This window comes from Acinetobacter brisouioides (genome assembly GCF_004331075.1).
Taxonomy (GTDB): Bacteria; Pseudomonadota; Gammaproteobacteria; order Pseudomonadales; family Moraxellaceae; genus Acinetobacter.
On sequence record NZ_SJNX01000008.1, the window covers coordinates 125096 to 145689 of the forward strand.

17 protein-coding genes are annotated in these 20594 nt (G+C 40.2%); 10 read left to right on the plus strand and 7 right to left on the minus strand.

Translation table 11 applies throughout. From position 1 onward, the window contains the following. Positions 1–86 precede the first annotated feature (86 nt). Genes purT through dapC form a run of 3 tightly spaced genes read left to right on the plus strand, consistent with a single transcriptional unit; the run spans position 87 to position 5178 of the window. Entirely contained in the window at positions 87–1295 is a 1209-nt protein-coding gene (purT, locus tag E0H77_RS11740) for a formate-dependent phosphoribosylglycinamide formyltransferase (protein WP_131378199.1), read from the plus strand. Positions 1296–1324: 29 nt separating this feature from the next. Next, positions 1325–3991 (plus strand): [protein-PII] uridylyltransferase, encoded by a 2667-nt coding sequence (gene glnD / locus E0H77_RS11745; RefSeq protein WP_131378201.1) that lies wholly within the window; start codon positions 1325–1327, stop codon positions 3989–3991. A 17-nt stretch (positions 3992–4008) separates the two neighbouring features. Next, complete coding sequence (gene dapC, locus E0H77_RS11750) at positions 4009–5178, plus strand: succinyldiaminopimelate transaminase (protein WP_131378203.1); 1170 nt, start codon at positions 4009–4011, stop codon at positions 5176–5178. Positions 5179–5254: 76 nt separating this feature from the next. Here dapC and E0H77_RS11755 read toward each other — a convergent pair whose 3' ends face one another. Then, positions 5255–6145 (minus strand): LysR substrate-binding domain-containing protein, encoded by an 891-nt coding sequence (locus E0H77_RS11755; RefSeq protein ID WP_004901569.1) that lies wholly within the window; start codon positions 6143–6145, stop codon positions 5255–5257. A 182-nt stretch (positions 6146–6327) separates the two neighbouring features. Here E0H77_RS11755 and E0H77_RS11760 point away from each other — a divergent pair, with 182 nt between their 5' ends. Both E0H77_RS11760 and E0H77_RS11765 read left to right on the plus strand, forming a co-directional pair. After that, the gene (locus E0H77_RS11760) at positions 6328–7743 is read left to right on the plus strand and encodes an aspartate ammonia-lyase (RefSeq protein ID WP_131378205.1); all 1416 of its coding nucleotides are present in this window, start codon (positions 6328–6330) and stop codon (positions 7741–7743) included. Positions 7744–7910: 167 nt separating this feature from the next. Further along, complete coding sequence (locus tag E0H77_RS11765; RefSeq protein WP_131378207.1) at positions 7911–8837, plus strand: ketopantoate reductase family protein; 927 nt, start codon at positions 7911–7913, stop codon at positions 8835–8837. A 29-nt stretch (positions 8838–8866) separates the two neighbouring features. Here E0H77_RS11765 and E0H77_RS11770 read toward each other — a convergent pair whose 3' ends face one another. Both E0H77_RS11770 and E0H77_RS11775 read right to left on the minus strand, forming a co-directional pair. Beyond that, entirely contained in the window at positions 8867–9337 is a 471-nt protein-coding gene (locus tag E0H77_RS11770) for an Lrp/AsnC family transcriptional regulator (protein WP_004752070.1), read from the minus strand. Positions 9338–9870: 533 nt separating this feature from the next. Next, positions 9871–11598: a glutamine--tRNA ligase/YqeY domain fusion protein gene (locus E0H77_RS11775; RefSeq protein ID WP_131378209.1), complete on the minus strand. Its 1728-nt coding sequence runs from the start codon at positions 11596–11598 to the stop codon at positions 9871–9873. A gap of 167 nt (positions 11599–11765) precedes the next feature. Here E0H77_RS11775 and E0H77_RS11780 point away from each other — a divergent pair, with 167 nt between their 5' ends. From E0H77_RS11780 to E0H77_RS11800, 5 genes are all read left to right on the plus strand, one after another. Then, a complete protein-coding gene (locus E0H77_RS11780; protein WP_131378211.1) occupies positions 11766–12275 on the plus strand; it encodes a peptidylprolyl isomerase in 510 nt (169 codons plus the stop codon). 15 nt (positions 12276–12290) lie between these two features. Beyond that, positions 12291–13010, plus strand: coding sequence for a UDP-2,3-diacylglucosamine diphosphatase (locus E0H77_RS11785; RefSeq protein WP_131378213.1), 720 nt, complete (start codon positions 12291–12293; stop codon positions 13008–13010). Between the two features lie 514 nt (positions 13011–13524). Beyond that, a complete protein-coding gene (locus tag E0H77_RS11790; protein ID WP_004901557.1) occupies positions 13525–14004 on the plus strand; it encodes a chorismate--pyruvate lyase family protein in 480 nt (159 codons plus the stop codon). 9 nt (positions 14005–14013) lie between these two features. Then, entirely contained in the window at positions 14014–14892 is an 879-nt protein-coding gene (gene ubiA / locus E0H77_RS11795; RefSeq protein WP_131378215.1) for a 4-hydroxybenzoate octaprenyltransferase, read from the plus strand. A 136-nt stretch (positions 14893–15028) separates the two neighbouring features. Next, the gene (locus tag E0H77_RS11800; protein ID WP_171478346.1) at positions 15029–17068 is read left to right on the plus strand and encodes an esterase/lipase family protein; all 2040 of its coding nucleotides are present in this window, start codon (positions 15029–15031) and stop codon (positions 17066–17068) included. An 80-nt stretch (positions 17069–17148) separates the two neighbouring features. Here the strand turns inward: E0H77_RS11800 and prpF are convergent, their stop codons facing one another. The 4 genes from prpF to E0H77_RS11820 form a co-directional block, all read right to left on the minus strand. Further along, the gene (gene prpF / locus E0H77_RS11805) at positions 17149–18333 is read right to left on the minus strand and encodes a 2-methylaconitate cis-trans isomerase PrpF (protein WP_131378219.1); all 1185 of its coding nucleotides are present in this window, start codon (positions 18331–18333) and stop codon (positions 17149–17151) included. Positions 18334–18548: 215 nt separating this feature from the next. After that, positions 18549–18923 (minus strand): ribonuclease E inhibitor RraB, encoded by a 375-nt coding sequence (locus E0H77_RS11810; RefSeq protein WP_131314216.1) that lies wholly within the window; start codon positions 18921–18923, stop codon positions 18549–18551. A gap of 127 nt (positions 18924–19050) precedes the next feature. Continuing rightward, entirely contained in the window at positions 19051–19716 is a 666-nt protein-coding gene (locus tag E0H77_RS11815) for a pseudouridine synthase (RefSeq protein WP_131378221.1), read from the minus strand. 85 nt (positions 19717–19801) lie between these two features. Continuing rightward, positions 19802–20506, minus strand: a complete 705-nt coding sequence (locus tag E0H77_RS11820; protein ID WP_131378223.1) for a DUF1003 domain-containing protein — start codon at positions 20504–20506, stop codon at positions 19802–19804. Positions 20507–20594 lie beyond the last annotated feature (88 nt).

Consider the following 20594-nt stretch of genomic DNA (forward strand, 5'->3'; position numbering starts at 1 on the left):
AAAATTTAATTTTTATTCTCTGATCAGCATAACAGCTCTTCGAGTTCTGTTATGCTAAAAGTCCACCTGAAATAAGGATGAATTGCATGCACGTCTCTATCGGTACTCCACTTCAATCTTCAGCATTTAAAGTGTTGCTTTTAGGCTCTGGTGAGCTTGGTAAAGAAGTCGTGATCTCTTTGCAACGCCTTGGTGTAGAAGTACATGCCGCAGACCGATATGACCACGCACCAGCCATGCAAGTTGCTCACTTTTCATACACACTCAATATGGCAAATGCCCAAGAGTTACAACAACTCATTGATCAAGTTCAACCACATTTAATTGTTCCTGAAATTGAAGCGATTGCAACTGAAGTCTTGGTTGCGATTGAACAAAAACAACAAACCACGATTATTCCTTCAGCGAAAGCCGTAAACCTGACAATGAACCGTGAAGGTATTCGTCGTTTAGCGGCTGAAGAGTTAGGTCTACCAACCTCAACTTATCGTTTTGCCGATTCTTTAGAAAGTTTCCGTGCCGCATGTGACGATATTGGTTATCCAAACTTTGTAAAACCTGTCATGTCATCATCAGGTAAAGGTCAGTCACGCGTGAAAAGCTTTGCTGAAGTCGATGCTGCATGGGAATATGCAATGCAGGCAGGTCGTGTCAATCAGGGTAAAGTAATTGTAGAATCACAAATCGATTTTGATTTTGAAATTACACTACTGACTGTCCGTGCCAAAAATCCTGAAACTGGCATTATTGAAACGCATTTCTGTGATCCAATTGGACACCGCCAAGACTCGGGTGACTATGTTGAAAGCTGGCAGCCTCAACCAATGTCTACTGTTGCCTTAGCAACCTCTCAGCAAATTGCCGATAAAGTAACAACAGCCTTGGGTGGTTGTGGCATTTTCGGTGTTGAGTTATTTGTCAAAGGTGATCAAGTGTGGTTTAGTGAAGTTTCACCTCGCCCACATGACACAGGTCTAGTGACCTTGGCATCACAATTCCAAAGCGAATTTGAACTACATGCCCGCGCGATTTTAGGCTTGCCTGTCAACACAACTCGCCATAGCATTGCTGCAAGTGCAGTCATTTACGCAGGGGTTGACGATAGCAACTTGTCTTTTGGTAACTTGCAAAATGTATTGGCTCAGCCAAATACCGACCTTCGTCTCTTTGGGAAACCAGAAGGTTTTAAGCGCCGCCGCATGGGTGTTGTCACTGCGCGTGCAGAAACCACTGATCAGGCACGCGATATTGCACAACAGGCAGCGCAAAGCGTAACTGTGCAACAAAGCCATTAAAGTAAACTTGACACATAGGCCAAAAAACCATGATTGAAACCTTGCCCCTGTTGGATTATGTGAAAGATAACCAAGACATTCGTGCTATTAACCAATGGCGCAATGACGTTGAACAGCAACTCGAACAGTTTTTTGAAGAAGGTTATAGCATTCGTCAAATCGTGCTTGCACGCTCTAACATGATTGATGAAGCGCTGACTTTTTTATGGAAGCACGCGAGTCTAGAACAGAGCGAATTGGGTCTGTTTGCTGTCGGTGGCTACGGTCGCCGTGAAATGCTGCCATATTCTGATGTTGATATCATGATTTTGTCAGAACATGAGTTGACGGAGGAACAGGAAAAACAGGTGTCTAGTTTTATCGCGTCACTTTGGGATGTTGGTAATTTTAAACCAGGGGTAAGTGTTCGTTCGATTGCCAGTTGTATTGATCAGGCTCGTCATGACTTGACGATCGCTACCACGCTGATCGAAGCGCGTATATTGATTGGCAACGTACAGCTCAGTAAATGGCCGCGCCGTATTGTTTCCGAAACATGGACAGATCAGACTTTTTTCGATGCAAAAATGCAGGAACAAAGTAAACGTTATGCTCAACACAACAATACTGAAAGTAATTTAGAGCCAGATATTAAAAATGCTCCAGGTGGCATTCGTGATATGAACCAAATTGGCTGGATTGCCAAACGGCATTTTCGGGTCAATCGAGTGTATGATTTGGTACATTTAGGTTTTATTTCCGAATTTGAGCTGCAGGTTTTAGAAGAAGCAGAAAGTTTTTACTGGGAAATTCGCCATCATCTGCATCGTTTGACCAAGCGCGATGAAAATCGTTTATTGTTTGACTATCAGCGTGAAATTGCCGCTAAGTTTGGCTATGAACGTGAAGAAGGTAAATCGCCGAACTACCCAATCGAACAGTTCATGAAGCGTTATTATCGTACTGCTCAGCAGGTTTCAACACTGAATGAAATCTTATTGGCATATTTCAATGAATCAGTCATTACCCCAAGACTGTCGCATTATGAACGTGAAATCGAACAAATCAATGCGCATTTTAAACTCGTCGACCATAAAATTGCGGTACAGCACCATAAGGTTTTTGCTGAAAATCCAAGTGCCATTTTAGAAATTTTCTATTTATTGGCAACCCGCCCTGAAATTGAGGGTATTCGTGCCCGCACCTTACGTTTGCTCACGCTTGCTGCTAAAGGTATTGATCAGACTTTCCGTAATAGACCTGAACATCAGGCACTGTTTATGGAAATTATTCGTACGTCAGGACGTTTGTACGAAACACTGTCTGCAATGAAACGCTATGGCATTTTAGGTAACTATTTACCTGCGTTTGGGCAAATTATGGGGCTGATGCAATATGATCTGTTTCATATTTATACTGTTGACCAGCATACTTTACTGTTACTGCGTAATCTAAGTCGCTTTAAAGAACCTGAATTTGCCAAACAGTTCCCTGTGGTCAGTTCAGTGTATCAACGTTTGCAGCGCCGCGACATTGTTATGATTGCTGCGTTATTCCATGACATTGCCAAAGGTCGTGGTGGCGACCACAGTGAACTGGGTGCTGAAGATGCAATTGAGTTCTGTCGTATGCATGGTTTTACCGAGCGCGAAGGAAAATTAATTGCCTGGTTAATCCAAAACCACTTGCTGATGTCACTGACTGCACAGAAAAAAGATATTTCAGATCCAACAGTCATTAAAGATTTTGCTGAAAAATTGGGTGACATGGAGCATCTGGATTATTTATATACCTTGACCGTTGCAGATATTAACGCGACCAACCCGAATCTGTGGAATACATGGCGTTCATCACTGATGCGTCAGCTTTATACTCAGGCGCGTGATGTCATTCGTTTAGGGCTTGATCGCCCTGTTGACTATCAAATGCTGATTGAAGACACCAAGTTTGCGGCAAGTGAGCTGTTAGTGCGTGAGTTTTCTTTGGCAAATGTTGAACAGGTTTGGCAAGAACTTGGGGATGATTACTTCCTGAAAGAATCTGCTGAAGATATCGCATGGCATACTCGTGCAATTTTGGAACATGGCGATAACCCTGCGCCATTGGTCAAGTTACGTGCGCACCGCAAATCTGCGCCTGATGCTGTACAAATCTTCATTTACACACAAGATAAGCCCAACCTGTTTGCAGCGACCGTGGCAATTCTTGATCGTATGAATCTGGATGTACAAGATGCGCGGATTATTACTGCCATCAAAGCCTTTAGCTTGGACACTTATATTGTACTTGATCGTTTTGGCACACTCCTGACTGATCCTGAACGTGAAACCACCGTGAAGGAAGCATTGGTACAGGCACTGAGCCATTCCGACAAATATCCAGGACTGATGCAACGTCGCATTCCACGCCAGTTACGTCACTTTGATATTGAAAACACCGTTGCTATTAGCCTCAACCCCGTACTCAATCAAAATATGGTGGAAATCTCAACCCTTGACCAACCTGGTCTACTGGCGCGAGTGGGTGGTTTATTTATGATGCAGGGCTTGGACATTCACTCTGCAAAAATTGCCACTTTGGGCGAACGCGCTGAAGATATTTTCTTTGTGACAAAGAAAAATAATATCCCGATGTCGGATACAGAAGCTTCAACCTTAGCACAACAACTTAAAGCGGCTTTAGATGAAGCCTCTAGTCAAGTCATTGTGCAACATTAATTTTGGTAGTTAATCCAATGAATTCGAGTTTATCTCTTTTACATCCTTACCCTTTTGAAAAGCTGAACCGTCTTTTTCAAGACATTCAGCCTGCTGATTTACCACTCATTCCACTTTCAATTGGTGAGCCGAAGCATCCAGCGCCAGCATTTGTCAAGCAAGCCATTATTGATAACTTTACACATTTGTCGACCTACCCGAACAGTAAAGGTGTGCCCGAGTTACGCCAAAGTATCGCTCACTGGTTAACTCAGCGTTTCAAACTTCAGCAACTTAGTGCAGAACATGAAGTTTTACCTGTTTCAGGAACGCGCGAAGCTTTATTTTCATTTGTACAAGCGTTGGTGCGCCGTGAAGATGCACCATATGTGGTCATGCCAAACCCGTTCTACCAAATTTATGAAGGTGCAGCAATCTTGGCTGGAGCAAAACCGTACTTCATTAACTGTACTGAAGAAAATGGTTATTTGGGTGACTTCGATGCTGTTCCTGCTGAAGTTTGGGAAAAAACTGCATTATTATTTGTGTGTACGCCAGGTAACCCAACAGGTGCTGTACTTTCTAAAGAGCAATTTAAAAAATTAATCAAACTTTCTGATCAATATGGCTTTGTAATCGCTTCAGATGAATGTTATTCGGAGCTTTGGTTTGATGAAGCACCCACGGGTTTATTGGAAGTTTGTGCAGAAATCGGTCGTCACGATTACAAAAATTGTGTGGTCTTCCACTCATTGTCTAAGCGTTCAAACCTGCCTGGCATGCGTTCAGGTTTTGTTGCAGGTGATGCAAGTTTGCTCAAACCGTATTTGCAATACCGTACTTATCATGGTGCGGCAATGCCAGTACAGCATCAAATTGCCTCTATCTCTGCATGGAATGATGAGCAGCACGTTGAAGAAAACCGTAGACTCTACCGTGCTAAATTTGATTTATTTCAGTCTGAGCTTAGGCATTTATTGCCATTACAAAAACCAGATGCAGGGTTTTATTACTGGTTAAAAGTCGATAATGACGAGCAATTCGCACGCATGCTGATGGAAAAATCGCATATTAAAGTTTTACCAGGGCGCTATTTATCTCGCGATACAAAACAAGGTAACCCAGGTGAAAATCATGTGCGTATGGCTCTCGTTGCTGATATTGCTCAGTGTGAACAAGTTATTGAACGTTTAAAGCGTATTCTTTAATTTTGTTGTATATTAACTTAGATTGGTTTAAATCAAATTACGATGCTGATATTTAAATATCAGCATCGTTTTTATTTTATTTATTTTTAAGCTCTTTAAAATGCTCAAAAACAAATTGAGTTAATGGATTATTATTTAATTTACTTTTATAAATATAAATACTTTGATTCACCACATATTGCGACGTTGATAATTCAATCAGTTTGTTTTCTGCCAATTCATCCATAATGGTAATTCTTGGCAACCATGCAACGCCAACACCCTGTAACACCAATTGCTTTAAATTTTCAGCATTATCAGTCTCATACAAAATATGACAATCTAAATTATTGGTTTGAATCACATGATCAACCAAATTTCTCAAATACGCATTTTTACTATAGGTCAGCAATGGAAAATGTTGATTTAAATCATATGTTTTATTGGTTGTTTTTGCATAAACTGGAATAATCTCAGTCTCTCCAACCCGAACAGAAGATAATGCATCGAACTTACCCTGATTCATTTCATGTTTAGAAGCATAAGAAACCAGAAAATCGATTTTTCCTTCTTTTAAAAGTTTTAATCCTTCACCAGTATTAATTGCCATAATTTCAAATTTTATGGCTTGTTCCTCAATCGGAACAAATCTTAAATAATCGGCAAAGAAACTATTTACCAAAGAATGAACAACTGCAAATCTTAGAGTATTATCTTTGGTGTTTTTAATCTCATAAATGAGCTGCATACTTTCATTTAATTGCGCTTGTAACGTATTTGCTGTGGATAATAAAACCTGTCCTAATTCTGTAAAACTTACTTCCTTGCTGTTTCGATCAATAATCGAAAAACCTACAGTTTCTTCGAGATGTTGTAATCTTCGACTAAACGCAGATTGTGAAATATATCTTTTTTGTGCAGCTTTTGAAATTGAACGTTCCTGATCGAGGGTAATCAGATCAAGAGCCCAACGAATTTCAAGATTCATAGATCACTTTGATTGGTGGCTTGGTTAAAGCGCTGAATTATACGCACACATGATGCGGAAAATACATATCCATTTTTTGATGAATACTATGCAAAAAATACATATCTCAAGAATTTTATGCATTATCAATTTGGCTTTTTTGTTTTTATGATTTGGCTATCTCCTCTTGATTGTTACCAAATATGAATACTAATGTTTCAGTTCGCTCAGAAAAAGATCTTTTAGGCTATCGTGATATTCCTAACCAATTTTACTTTGGTGTTCAGACACTTAGAGCTATTGAAAACTTTAACTTAACACACAGCAAAATTAGTAATCATCCAAATTTTATTATTGCACTTGCAATGGTTAAACAGGCTTGTGCAGAAGCCAACCACAAACTTGGCAAACTTAGCGAAGAAAAATACCAAGCGATTGAGTTTGCTTGCCAACAGTTAATCAATGGTCATTATCACGACCAGTTCCCTATCGACATGCTTCAAGGTGGTGCGGGTACTTCAACCAACATGAATGCCAATGAAGTGATTGCAAACGTGGCGTTAGAGCACATGGGTTTTGCAAAAGGTGAATACAAACACCTACACCCAAACAATGACGTGAACATGTCTCAATCAACCAATGACGTTTACCCAACTGCGATTCGTGTCGGTTTATTGTTGAGTTTGAAAGGCTTACAAACTGCGTTTGCAACTTTGATTCAAGCATTCTCAAACAAAGCGGCTGAGTTTAAAGATGTCTTGAAAATGGGTCGTACCCAGTTACAAGATGCTGTACCAATGACTTTGGGTCAGGAATTTGCAGCTTTTGCGACCACTTTGCAAAAAGACCTCGACAAAATCAATGCGATTTCACCAGACATGCTTGGCTATGTAAACCTTGGTGGTACTGCAATCGGTACAGGGATTAACACTGAAGCGGCGTATGCACCGTATGCAATTTCTGCATTAGCTGCAATCACCAAAGAAAACATCCAAGCTGCACCTGATTTTGTTGAAGCAACTTCAGACATGGGCGACTTTGTTTTATTCTCAGGTTTGCTAAAACGTACTGCGACTAAATTGTCAAAAATTGCCAACGACTTACGTTTACTTTCAAGCGGCCCACGTACAGGTCTAAATGAAATTAACCTTGAGCCACGCCAACCAGGTAGCTCTATCATGCCAGGTAAAGTGAATCCTGTGATTCCTGAAGCAGTTAACTTGGCGTCTTTCCAAGTGATTGCAAACGACTTGGCCGTTACTTTGGCAGCCGATGCAGGTCAGCTTCAACTTAACGCAATGGAACCATTAATTGCTTTCAAATTGTTTGAATCAATTGATTTACTTGCAAAAGCAATGTTGATGTTTACAGATAAATGTATCAACACCGTGACTGCAAACCCTGAACATTGCAAAAACTTGGTAGAAAATTCAATCGGTATCGTGACTGCATTGAACCCGTACCTTGGTTATGAAAACACAACACGTATTGCAAAAACTGCAAATGTTGAAAACCGCAATGTACTGGATTTAATTCGTGCAGAAAAGTTGTTATCTGAAGAGCAACTTTCTGAAATCCTTGCAATTGAAAATATGATTCAACCAAAAGCTTCTGCGTAACTCTCCCGCGCTTTTAAAGGTCAATCACGTCATGTGATTGGCCTCTTTTTTTAATACCCCTCTTGATAATTGAGCAAAGCACGTCCTTAATGCATTTTTATCAGGCATTTATTTAGCTTTTTTTATACACTATTCCATAAAATATTGAACTTAAAAATGGAATTGCCATGCTAGATCAAATTCAACATATTTATGTGATTGGACTGGGTGCAATGGGTGCGCTTTACGCATCTAAACTTTATGACTATAACCCTGAACTTGTGCATGTCATCTTAGATGAACAGCGTAAAACGCGCTATGAACACGATGGTTTCTGGGTCAACAATAAAAAATATGATTTTGACTATGTTACTCCTGAACAAAGTAGACATGCACCCAAAGCTGACCTGATTATTATCGGGGTTAAAGCTGCACAATTGCATGAAGCCATTGAATTATGTCGTGAAATCCTTCAGCCTAAAACCCGCATTATTTCCTTGCTCAATGGTATTAGCAGCGAAAATATGATTGCCGAGCAGTTAGGACCACAACATCCTTTTTATGCTTATGGCGTGGCCATGGATGCAACTCGCCAAGACACCCATGTCAACTACTCTAAAGCAGGCTTCTTGGTATTTGGTGAACAGAACAACCAAACACCAAGCTCCGATGTGCAACAGGTACAGCATTTATTTGAGCAGGCACAGATTCCCCATCAAACCCCTGTCGATATGCAATATGCGCTTTGGAAAAAGTTTATGTTGAATGTCGCTGCTAATCAGGTCACAGCGATTTTGAAAATTCCGTATGGCGAAGTCAAAACAAATCCTTATGTACAGCAACTCATGTTTTCTGCTGCACAAGAAGTACTTGATATTGCGCATGTCGCAGGTATTGCATTAACCGAGCAAGACCACAAAGAGATTCTTACGCCGATGCTTCAGCTCAATGATCAGGCATATACCTCAATGTGTCAGGACATTTTAGCCAAACGTAAAACTGAAGTAGCGATTTTTGGGGAAACTGTGATTCAACTAGGTTTAAAGTACCATGTAGCAACGCCTGTAAATCAGGTTTTGGTCAATATGATACATGCGATTGAAACCAGTTTTTAACCGCATTTTGAATTCAATCGTGTTGAGCCTTAAACGCGGCTCAACATATTATAACAATTAAAAACATCATATTTTTTAATCACAAAGCTCGAATGTAACGCGACCACATTTTCAATTTTAGCGATACGGCGTAGTAAAATCTCGCTATAGTCTTCCATATTTTTTGCCACAAGCTCGACAATAAAATCAGCGCTCTGCCCTGTAACCAGATAGGCATTAATCACTTCAGGAATAGCTTCAATTTGCTCTAAAAAGCTGTCAAATGTTTCACTGTCGTGTTTATTCAGAGAGACTTGCAGCAAAATATGCAAGGTAAAACCCAATTTGGCGTAATTAATTTCCCGCTTCAAATTGGTCATAATCTTAGATTCAATCAGATGTTTGATACGGCGATGTACCGAGCTAACAGATAAGTTAATACGCTCGGATAGCTCATTAAGGTTTAAATCTTCATGAGTCAAAATTTCAAGAATTTGTTTGTCATAACGGTCTAATTGCATGATTTTTTCCATAATTTAATTTTGGAAAAATAATAAGAAATGTATTTTTATAATTGCAGACCAGAATTTTTAAGGGTCAAGGGAAAACTTATGTTTACTTTTGACAACTTAATGATGCTAACATTAAGCCTTTGGCAAGCAACTTGTGGTTGATTGTGTCTAAAAGCCGAGTCGATACTTTGTGAGCGAGGTTAGCACGTTATCTCCCAATATTGGCTAACCAATCTTCTCGATCCCCATCACACCCTGATTCATACTATAGCAACGGTCATTTCGAATTATTTTCCTGAATAATCCTAATTTAACATCTTTTTGGAATTTTTTTTCACATTTTAACCATAAAAACTTATTTTTTCCTTTCCAATGCTTTTTTAATCAATTTTATTATCTTGTTTTTAGGTTTTTGGAGAAATTTCCATACAAACCCATAACAACTTTTATCAAAAGAAAAGCCCTCAGATTTCTCTAAGGGCTTGGCTGATAAGCTCATCTATCTTGCAAATATCTTGCAAAAAGTATTGATCTTAAATCAATTATTTTTTCTCAGGCTTAAAGCTATCTTTTAAATCCAAAATGCGGTTAAACACTGGTTTTTCTGCACTGTGATCATAACGGTCTGCAACAAAGTAGCCTTCACGCTCAAACTGGAAGCGATCTTCTGGATTGGCTTGTGCCAAAGCAGGCTCAATCACCGCTTGTAGTACAGTCAGTGAGTTTGGATTGAGATTTTCCAAGAAATCTTCGCCTTGCTCAGGGTCTGCAACACTAAATAGACGGTCATAAATACGCACTTCAGCAGGAATACCTTGATTTGCAGATACCCAGTGAATGACACCTTTCACCTTACGACCTTCAGGGTTTTTACCTAAGGTTGCAGGATCAATTGAGCATTTTAGTTCAACCACTTCGCCATTTTCGTCTTTAATCACTTCATCACACTTAATAACATAGGCATGACGTAAACGCACTTCACCTTCAGGAATCAAGCGTTTAAAGCCTTTTGGTGGCACTTCTTCAAAGTCTTTACGATCAATGTAAATTTCTTTGCTCAGTGGAATGATACGCTCGCCCATGTCTACGTTTGGATGACGTGCATGAGCCAAGTCCATATCTTCAGGCAAATTAGTTAAAGTCACTTTGAGTGGATTAAGCACTGCCATACCACGCGCTGCACTATTTTCAAGTGATTGGCGAATACAGAACTCCAGCATAGCAACATCCACCACACCGTCAGTTTTTGATACGCCAACACGTTTACAGAAATCACGTAAGCCTTCAGCAGTAAAACCACGGCGACGCATACCGACTACAGTTGGCATACGTGGATCGTCCCAACCTTGTACAAAGTTGCCTTCCACCAAACGGCGTAATTTACGTTTTGAGGTGATGGTGTAATCAATGTTTAAACGTGAAGATTCGTACTGACGCGGTACAGCAACAGAATGAACTTTCTCAATCACCCAGTCATAAAACGCGCGGTGATCTTGGAATTCTAAAGTACAAAGAGAATGTGTTACGGCTTCAATGGCATCTGACAATGGATGAGCATAGTCATACATTGGGTAAATCTTCCATTTGTCGCCTGTTTGATGATGTTCAGAATGCAAAATACGATACAAAATCGGATCGCGCATATGGACATTTGGGCTAGCCATATCAATTTTGGCACGCAGAACTGCCTGACCTTCAGCAAATGTACCATCTTTCATTTTTTCAAAACGTTCAAGATTTTCTTGTACAGTTGCATCACGATAAGGTGAGTTTTTACCAGGTTCAACAAAGTTACCGCGGTTTAACTTAATTTCTTCAGGTGTTTGCAAATCAACATAAGCATCGCCTTGTTCGATCAGTTGTACAGCCCATGCGTATAATTGATCAAAATAACTCGAAGCGTAGCATGGTTCACCTTTCCAGTTAAATCCGAGCCATTTCACATCATTGGCAATACCATCGACATATTCTTGTTCTTCTGCATCTGGGTTTGTATCATCAAAACGTAAGTTGCAGTAGCCACCAAATTCTTGAGCAACACCAAAGTTCAAGCAAATGGCTTTTACGTGACCAATATGCAAATAACCATTTGGCTCTGGCGGGAAACGAGTCACAACAGTCGCGGTACGTCCTGCTGCAACATCATCGGTAATGACTTGACGAATAAAGTCTAAGCCGGGCTGTTGTTCTTGCTGCGCAGCATCGACAGTGGCTTGGCTATTCGGTGTCGGTATATTTGGCAGATTTGAAACAGCATCATTCGGCTTCATAATGGATAAATCACTTCTTGGTTAAAAATTTAGGATAATTTAAACGCTATCAGGCTCTTTTCTCAAACAAAATAACGTTTATACTTGCTATCTAGTTTACAGTTTGCTTATGCTTCTCTCAACAAAAAAACCCGTGGCTTTTTTTGCCATGCCTAGGAGATTATGTAATGAGTTTTCCTCAAGTCGAATTAAACACCAATAAAGGTCGTATTGTTCTTGAGCTTAACAGCGAAAAAGCGCCTAAAACAGTGGCAAACTTTTTAGAATATGTACGTGATGGTTTCTATGATGGTGTAATTTTCCACCGTGTAATCGATGGTTTCATGATCCAAGGTGGCGGTTTCGACGAAAACTTTAAAGAAAAAGCAACTCGTGATGCAATTGAAAACGAAGCTGACAATGGTTTAAGCAACGATGCTGGCACTATTGCGATGGCTCGTACTCAAGCGCCTCACTCTGCTTCTGCACAGTTCTTTATCAATGTAAAAAGCAACTCTTTCCTAAACCACACTGGCAAAACCACACAAGGTTGGGGCTACGCTGTATTTGGTAAAGTTGTTGAAGGTATAGACGTTGTTGAACAAATTAAAGGCGTACGTACAGGCAACCGTGGTTACCACGCTGACGTTCCTCTTGAAAATGTTGTAATTGAAACTGCTAAAATTATCGCTGAATAATTTTAGGATGCTTTTGTGACCTATCTGTTTATCTCTGATTTACATTTGTCACCTAATCACCCTCGACTCGTTCGAGGGTTTTTAGCTTTATTGCAAGACTATCAGCAAAAGCAAACCCAACTTTATATTTTGGGTGACTGGTTCAATGCATGGATTGGTGATGATAACCGTTCAGCATGGCTTGACGAAATTGTGCAAGCGCTACAACAGTTTACTGCACAGGGAAATCAGGTTTATTTCCAAGTTGGCAACCGTGATTTCGCCTTAAGTCAAAAGTTCCTCAATCAATTTTCAGGTCAATTACTCCCTGATATAGCAACAGTAAAGATTCATCACCAGTCTTATCGCCTTGAACACGGTGATGCGCTGTGTACCGATGATATTGCCTATCAGCGCTTTAAAAAAATTATTCGTAATCCAGTTTTACTGTTTATTTTGCGACGTACACCTTTAAGTTTTCGCAAAAAACTGGCTGAAGGTTTTCGACAAAAAAGTAATGAATCCAAACAAGAAAAACATTATGACATTATGGATGTCAATCAACAGGCTGTTGATGCTGCACTCAGAAATGTTGATATTTTAATTCATGGGCATACACACCGCCCCATGATTCACACAGAAATCAATCATAAACAGCGTATTGTACTCGGTGACTGGTGTGAAAAAACAGGCGAAGCCATGATTTTAGAGATTGATGCTCAAGGTCAGCAGCAGTTTAAGAATTATAAATTTTAATAAGGCATGCTAACTAAGCATTCATAATTTGTGGATGTAAGAAGTTATAATTTTCCTACACGATCACTCCCGAAAATTACTAATAAAGCAGTTTCTAGTCAGCATTGTAAAATCGGTATAATTTTCTTATACCTCTATTCTGGCTATAGGGTTATACATTGCCGTGTACAATCATTGGATACTACAGATCAAACTACTTTAAGCCATTCATTATTCTGATTTTTAAACCGAGCAAATAACATTTGTTTATATAAAGTTTATTGCCCTGCTTTCGTAACTCAATTTTAATCTCACTCTAATATGGTTAATTTCGAGCAAAACGACACTTGAAAATTCAATGCTTAGCGTGAAAAAATGCAGTCAAATTACAGGAAAATTCAAATAAAATAATGATAATTTATAACAAGTTAAAATTTATGACTTCATCAATTTGCATCGGTACATTACAATGTTTGCTCCACGTGAATGGCTTTCGAATAAATTGTACGACTGACCACGCAACAAGACACTGCATATGACTCAGCATTATCCACAAGGGCTTGATTCCCATTTAAAATCTTGGCTATATGCCTCAGGCTCACTGACTCAGCAACTCACTCAGCTTGCAGGTGGGCAGTTTCGGGTAGAGCCACTTCAAGAATCTTTTCAGCGCATGCAGCGCCAAGACAGTTTATGGCTGAATATGCCACATCAACATACTGCATGGGTACGAGAAGTCTTTTTATACGGCTGTGAAGCCGAGCCGTGGGTACGTGCCAAAAGTATTTTTCCGATTTTAAGCCTGCAAGGTAAAGCAAGACGCTTTCGGCATTTGGGTCAACGTCCAATTGGACATTACTTATTTCAACGTACGACGCCGCACTGTGAACGGCGGATACTGCATTTGAATGAGGGCTGGACACGGCAAAGTTGTTATACTTGGCACGGCTGCAAGTTTATTGTTCAAGAAACTTTTTTACCTGCATTTGAACGCTTTATTCAAACATTGCGATGAAGGACTGGCATGGCAACTGTACAACATACCAACTGGCAACAGCGCTTACAAGCATATTATTACCTGTGCCGTTTTGACAAACCGATTGGCACAGAGCTGGTGCTTTGGCCAACCATGTGGGCACTGTGGATTGCTGCAAAAGGTTTCCCTGATTTAAAAACCTTTATTGTGATGTTTCTCGGTGTGATTTTTATGCGTGCCGCGGGCTGCGCGATTAACGACTTTGCTGACCGTAAAGTCGATGGTCATGTTGCACGTACCAAGCAACGCCCACTGGCAACAGGCGTCATTCAACCGATTGAAGCGGTAATGGTATTTTTGGCTTTGGTCGCTGCCAGTGCCTGTCTGCTGTTCTTTTTACCAATCGCAACCTTTTATTGTTCTTTTGGCGCACTCATTTTGGCGTTCATTTATCCATTTATGAAACGCTACACCCATTTGCCACAGGTATTTTTAGGTGCAGCATTTTCATGGGCAATCCCTATGGCATTTACCGCCATGGGACGTCCACTGGATTTAACATGTTGGTTGTTATATTTCGGCAATCTAGCTTGGACAGTGGCTTATGACACCCAATATGCAATTACTGACCGTGAATATGACCTAAAAATTGGTGTGAAATCCACCGCAATTTTATTTGGTCGTTATGATATTCAGATTATTAATTTATTACAGGCAGCCAGTGTGTTATTGATTGGTGCAGCGTTGTATCTGGAAGACTTACTGAATCCTTACGGTACAATTGCACTGTGTGCTGTAATCGCGGACTATGTTTATCAATGGATGCAAACTCGTCAGCGTGAACCACAGCGTTGTTTCAAAACATTCTTGCATAATCGCTGGGTGGGTATGATGATTTTTGCAGGCATTTTTATAGCTCTACTTTAAATACAGATTTTCTTCGTCTTGAAATAAAACTCCAATATAAATATACCTCAGGGCGGAATACTCTTAAAAAATATAAAAGGTGACTGTTTTGGTCGCCTTTTATATTTTTCGCATTGAAAAATGCCCGTAATTTCGTATGCTTCTTTTAACTCTTTTCTCTGTTGCAGATTTAGGCACTATGCATGTAAAACTGTTGAAATCTACATTTTTGTTGATTGGTCTATCCAGCATCATGTTAAGTGGCTGTCAGGTCGTCAATGTCAAACGGCAAGCGTTAAATGTGACTATTTCCAATGAGCGTGACAGTATTCTTACGCACGACCAACTGAGCGAAGCCAGTTTAAATGTCTTATCCATGACAGGGCGTGAAGCCAAAAGCTGTATTGAGAGTCCCGTAGCATGTTTAAAAAATATGCAGCAAATTCCACAAGAACAATTATTTTCCACTGCTAGCGAGTTGTACCTAGCGAAAGCCAAATTATTAGAAAACTCATCTGCCTGTAAGAAAAAACCTAAACCCAAGCAACATCTTTCAGAAAAACATCAACAACAGCAGCAACTATTTTCTAGCTGCATTGCACAAGAAGGTGAAATGCTCGACAAAAGTATTCGTTATAGTTACGCCTATCTGTTTCGCTCTACTCGAGAACCCACGCAACGCATTTTTGATAACCGACAAGTTCAAGTTCGCGACTTTTACAATCAGGCAATTGCCAAACTTGCCTCCGCATACCCCGCCCAATCTATAGAACAACAAAAACAAACCATGAACCAATCTTCTAGCATCAAGATTGGCAATAGCACTTATCAAATTGACTTTAGTGACTATCCAGATTTAGCGCATCAACCAATTGCGAGCTATCTTTCAAGTTACAATATGAATTTTTCAGGGCTACGTTCCATTAACCGACGGGATGGCTTTGGCTCAGAATTTGTGGTGGTCTTGCCCAAAAAGCAACGCAATGAAGAAAATAAGTATATTTTAGATCCTCTACGCTACCAGTTTAACACTGGAAGTAATCCAAATATTCATGCTCCACGTTACCTTGCAAGCACCATTACCATTGAACCTGAAAAAAACACCAGTTTACAAAGTTTACTGGACAATTCGCCTATGGTCGTCAAGATACATGACCCGTATCATTATGACCGAATCAGTATTGAGCGTAGCACTTATCCACTGGCTGCGAATTTCTCTGTGCCCTATGGATTATGGCTAGCACAAAATAATCTAGGCAAATCGGCTTATTTAAGTCTGATTGACCGCGACAAAAACATCGTGATGCCACATTTATATATGCTGGAACCATTTAACCCGAACAAAAAAGTTATTGTGCTGATTCACGGTCTTGCAAGCAGCCCCGAAGCATGGGTACGCTTAACGAATGATATTATGAGCGATCCTGTTTTGCGTGAGCATTATCAGGTTTGGCAAGTGTTTTACTCAACCAATATGCCAATCATTGAAAGTCGTTTTCAAATTTATGCTTTACTCAAACAATCCTTTGCATTAGTCGATCCTAAAGCACCTGCGTATAGTGATGCCGTGCTGATTGGTCATTCTATGGGTGGAATTATTGCACGCTTACTGGTCAGCAATCAGAACTTGAGCACTCCTGCATTTAAAATTTACAATAGCCGCAGTTTGCTTGCACACAAAACAGACTCTGTCATACTTGAGCGCTTCAATATCCAACCTATTCCCAATTTCAATCGGGCGATTTTCCTGTCTTCTCCAAACAAAGGCACTGCTTTTGCTGAGTTGTGGTTTACGAAAATGGCACGTCGAATTATTCGTGTGCCAAGTGTTTTTATTGGTGCGATTGACGATACTTTAGAAGGTGATCTGAATGTAAAAGGCACCATCAAACAGCTCAATCAAAGTATTATTCAAAATGGCCCGAGCGACCTCAGTTACAAATCCAAATTCATTGCGCTTACCAAAAATGTAAATCCACCCAAAGGATTTATTTTTCATTCAATTATTGGAAATGACACCAAAAGCCATGATCAACAAAAAATAACGGATGGAATCGTTCCTTATAGCAGCGCGCATTTAGAAGGTGCTGCGTCAGAGAAAATTATTCACGGTGGGCATTCTATTCAAGAAACCCCTGAAGCGGTGTTAGAGTTACGACGGATTTTACGTTTACATTTAATTCAGCATGGTTTGTAGCAAGCCCCAACTGCAAAATAATCTAATAGGCAAGCATGAGATCACATTTCTGATGCTTGCCTTGAACTTAGCTCAACAGATTAAAATGTATTGGCTGGCAAATACACTTCACCTTTCATTAAAATACGTGCGCTACGGCTCATAATCGCTTGTTGCATTTGCCATACTCCTTGTTTTTCAATGAGTTCAGCACCAACCGTTAAAGTCCCCGATGGATGACCAAAACAGACTTTATTACCTGTTGTTGAGCTACGCTTTTCATATAAAATCGTGCCTGGAACGCAAGCTGCGGCTGCAATAGCAATGGCGGCTGTTCCCATCATGGCGTGATGCAATTTCCCCATCGACACAGCACGAACGAGCAGGTCAATATCTGTCGCAGCAACGGCTTTACCACTTGAACTGACATAGTTTTGAGCTTGAGCTGCAAATGCAATTTTAGGTGTATGCTGACGCGTTGCAGCTTCTGTAATGTCTTGAATTAAACCCATTTTTACCGCGGCATAAGCACGGATTTTTTCAAGTTTGGCCAAGGCTTTCGGATCATTGTTAATATCATCTTGCAGCTCAGTTCCACGATAACCCAAGTCTTCAGCATGTAAAAACACTGTTGGAATTCCTGCTTGAACCATAGTCACTTCAAATGAACCAATCTCAGGTACATCAAGCTGTTCCTTAAGTTTGCCTGTCGGGAAAATCCCTGTTGTTGCTTCAGGATCAACTGCTTCACAAAACGCCAGCGAAATTTCAGCCGCAGGAAAAGTGACACCATCGAGCTCAAAATCACCCAGTTCTTGCACTTCACCTTCAACAATTGGCACTTCGGCAATAATGGTTTGCTGAATATTCGCCTGCCAAATGCGTACCGTACAAATTCCATTTTCAGGAATTCGGTTGGCATCGACCAACCCGTGACGAATGGCAAAAGGGCCGACTGCCGCAGATAAATTGCCACAGTTCCCACTCCAATCAACAAAAGCCTGATCGATTGAAACCTGCCCAAACAAATAATCAACGTCATGGTCAGGCTGCTGGCTTTTTGCCACAATCACGGTTTTACTGGTGCTTGAAGTTGCCCCACCCATGCCATCAATTTGCTTACCATACGGGTCTGGGCTACCAATTACTCTCAGTAAAATTTTGTCACGTGCTTCGCCCGCGATCTGTGCAGCCTCAGGCAAATCGTTCAGGTTAAAAAATACGCCTTTACTGGTTCCACCACGCATATATGTTGCTGGAATTGTCATTTGTTTTTGGGCAGCCATTTCCTTATTTTCCTATCTTCTCTATATTTAAAAACGACTCACCTTGCATGAATCTAAATAGCATCATGAATCAAAATTGTCGACAATTCTATTCGACTATGGGGGAATTCGGTTTTTTAAAAGATCTCTTTGAGATTTAATTTTTCAATAAAAAAGCCCAAGTTTTAACTCACCTTGGGCTTTTTTTATCTGTTCAGATGTTTAAATCAGAAGAATTACTCTTCATCTTCTTCATAGTCAAACAGGTAGCTGGTGCAGCCCCAACCATCATATTCACCACCGAATTCTTTGCCGATACGACCAAACCAGTCTTCCAAATCGACTAAATCTTCATGTTCCAAAATCATATTAACGTGAACATTTAGTATCCACAAATTTTCTTGTTCACTGTGCTGATCTTCTTGATATAACGAGATCTTTTGCTCTTGATGCAATAAATGCAATGCACATTTCTCTGCTTGTTCCTTTTGCTCAAACGCAATCGAAAATTCGACTTCATGCGGCTCGCAAAGGTCATTACCATCTTCAAACATTTGCCAAAGCAGGTTGCCATTTTCATCATCAGGGAATTGTTGATAATCACGCGTCATTGTTAGGTCCTTATTGTGTGCTAACTATTGTTATAACAATTAGCTTAGTTCATTTTTATTGCAGTTTAGCGATATGTCAAACAAAAAATATTGTCGACAATATGACTATTAAACATGAATAGGCAGGCTAGAATGGTGCAGGTAAATCCAACTCAATTTCATGTTGAGTTAACGGTTGCCGAAATGCCAGATAAGCAGCGTGTAGCGCCATACGGGGCAAGGCAAATTTTTTCGGTTCGGGATGATACAGCTTGTCACCCATAATCGGATGCCCAATATGTGCCATATGCACGCGCAACTGATGAGACCGCCCTGTAATTGGCGTAAGTTTTACCCTACTGATATCTAGCTCAAAATCACACTCTATACGTTGATACAATGTTTTGGCAGCTTTACCTAGCTCAAAATCAACTTTTTGTTTAGGCCGATTTGGCCAATCAGTAATGAGGGGAACTTCAACACAACCTTCTGCTGTAATTTCCCCTTGAAGCAATGCCACATAATGTTTAGTGACCTGACGTGCCTGAAACATTTTACTCACTGCAACTTCAGCGTCACGGTGTTTAGCAAACATCAAAAGCCCAGAAGTTGCCATATCTAGCCGATGTGTGACTTTGGCTTGTGGATATTGCTGCAAAATCCGCAAATATGCGCTGTCCTGATGTTCTGGTAAGCGCCCCATCACCGACAATAATCCTGCTGGCTTATTAATCACGAGCAAATCATCATCTTCATAAATGGTATGTAACGGTTCTTGTGGTGGGCAATACACAAACGCAACATCGGCAGACATAATACAATTCAAACAAAAAACAATGCGGACAACATAACAATGACACCTTCAGCTGTCAATCTAGCATCGTCAACTTGACATATAGCTAACGTCTTTTGTTCATCTCACTGAGCAAATCAAGTTGAATTTCTTGAATTTGTGCTAAACGTTCCCACTGATGCGACAGTAAATGGTCAATCTTTTCATGTAAATGCCGAATTTCCAGCTCTGCCTTTAAATTAATCTGGTAATCATGTTGGGAACGCAACCGATCTTTGGCTTCCTGACGGTTCTGGCTCATCATAATAATGGGTGCCTGAACGGCTGCAATACAGGACAATACTAAATTCAGAAAAATAAATGGATACGGGTCAATAGGATGTAACATCACCACCGTGGTATTTATAACAATCCATGCTGCTAAAAAAATGAAAAACAAAATCAGAAATGTCCAGCTCCCACCAAAACTGGCAATTTTATCGGCTAACCTTTCTCCAAATGTCCAGTTTTCATCAAGTTCAACCTCAACATTTTTGGTAATCAGCTCATGATTTTGCATGCTAAGAACGACTTCCTGCTCTAGATCGGTCAGTTCACCTTTTTCTGACTTGAGCAAAGAATGTACGTATTGGATACGATAGTGCGCTAAATCAGAACGACAAATAAAGCTCTGCTCAGACCATTCTGGATAGTCTTTAAGAATCGCATCGGCAATTACATCACGAATCGCATCACTAGGAATCAATACTTTTAAGGGAAAAGTTTTTTTGCATACGATGCATTGATGCATTGAGTTTCTATTATTGTCCATAATTCCCCGATATTGTTAATCTTATCTCCATGATGGTAGTAAGATTTGACTATTTTATGGCAACTGTTGAATGGTTTGCTTTACCCTT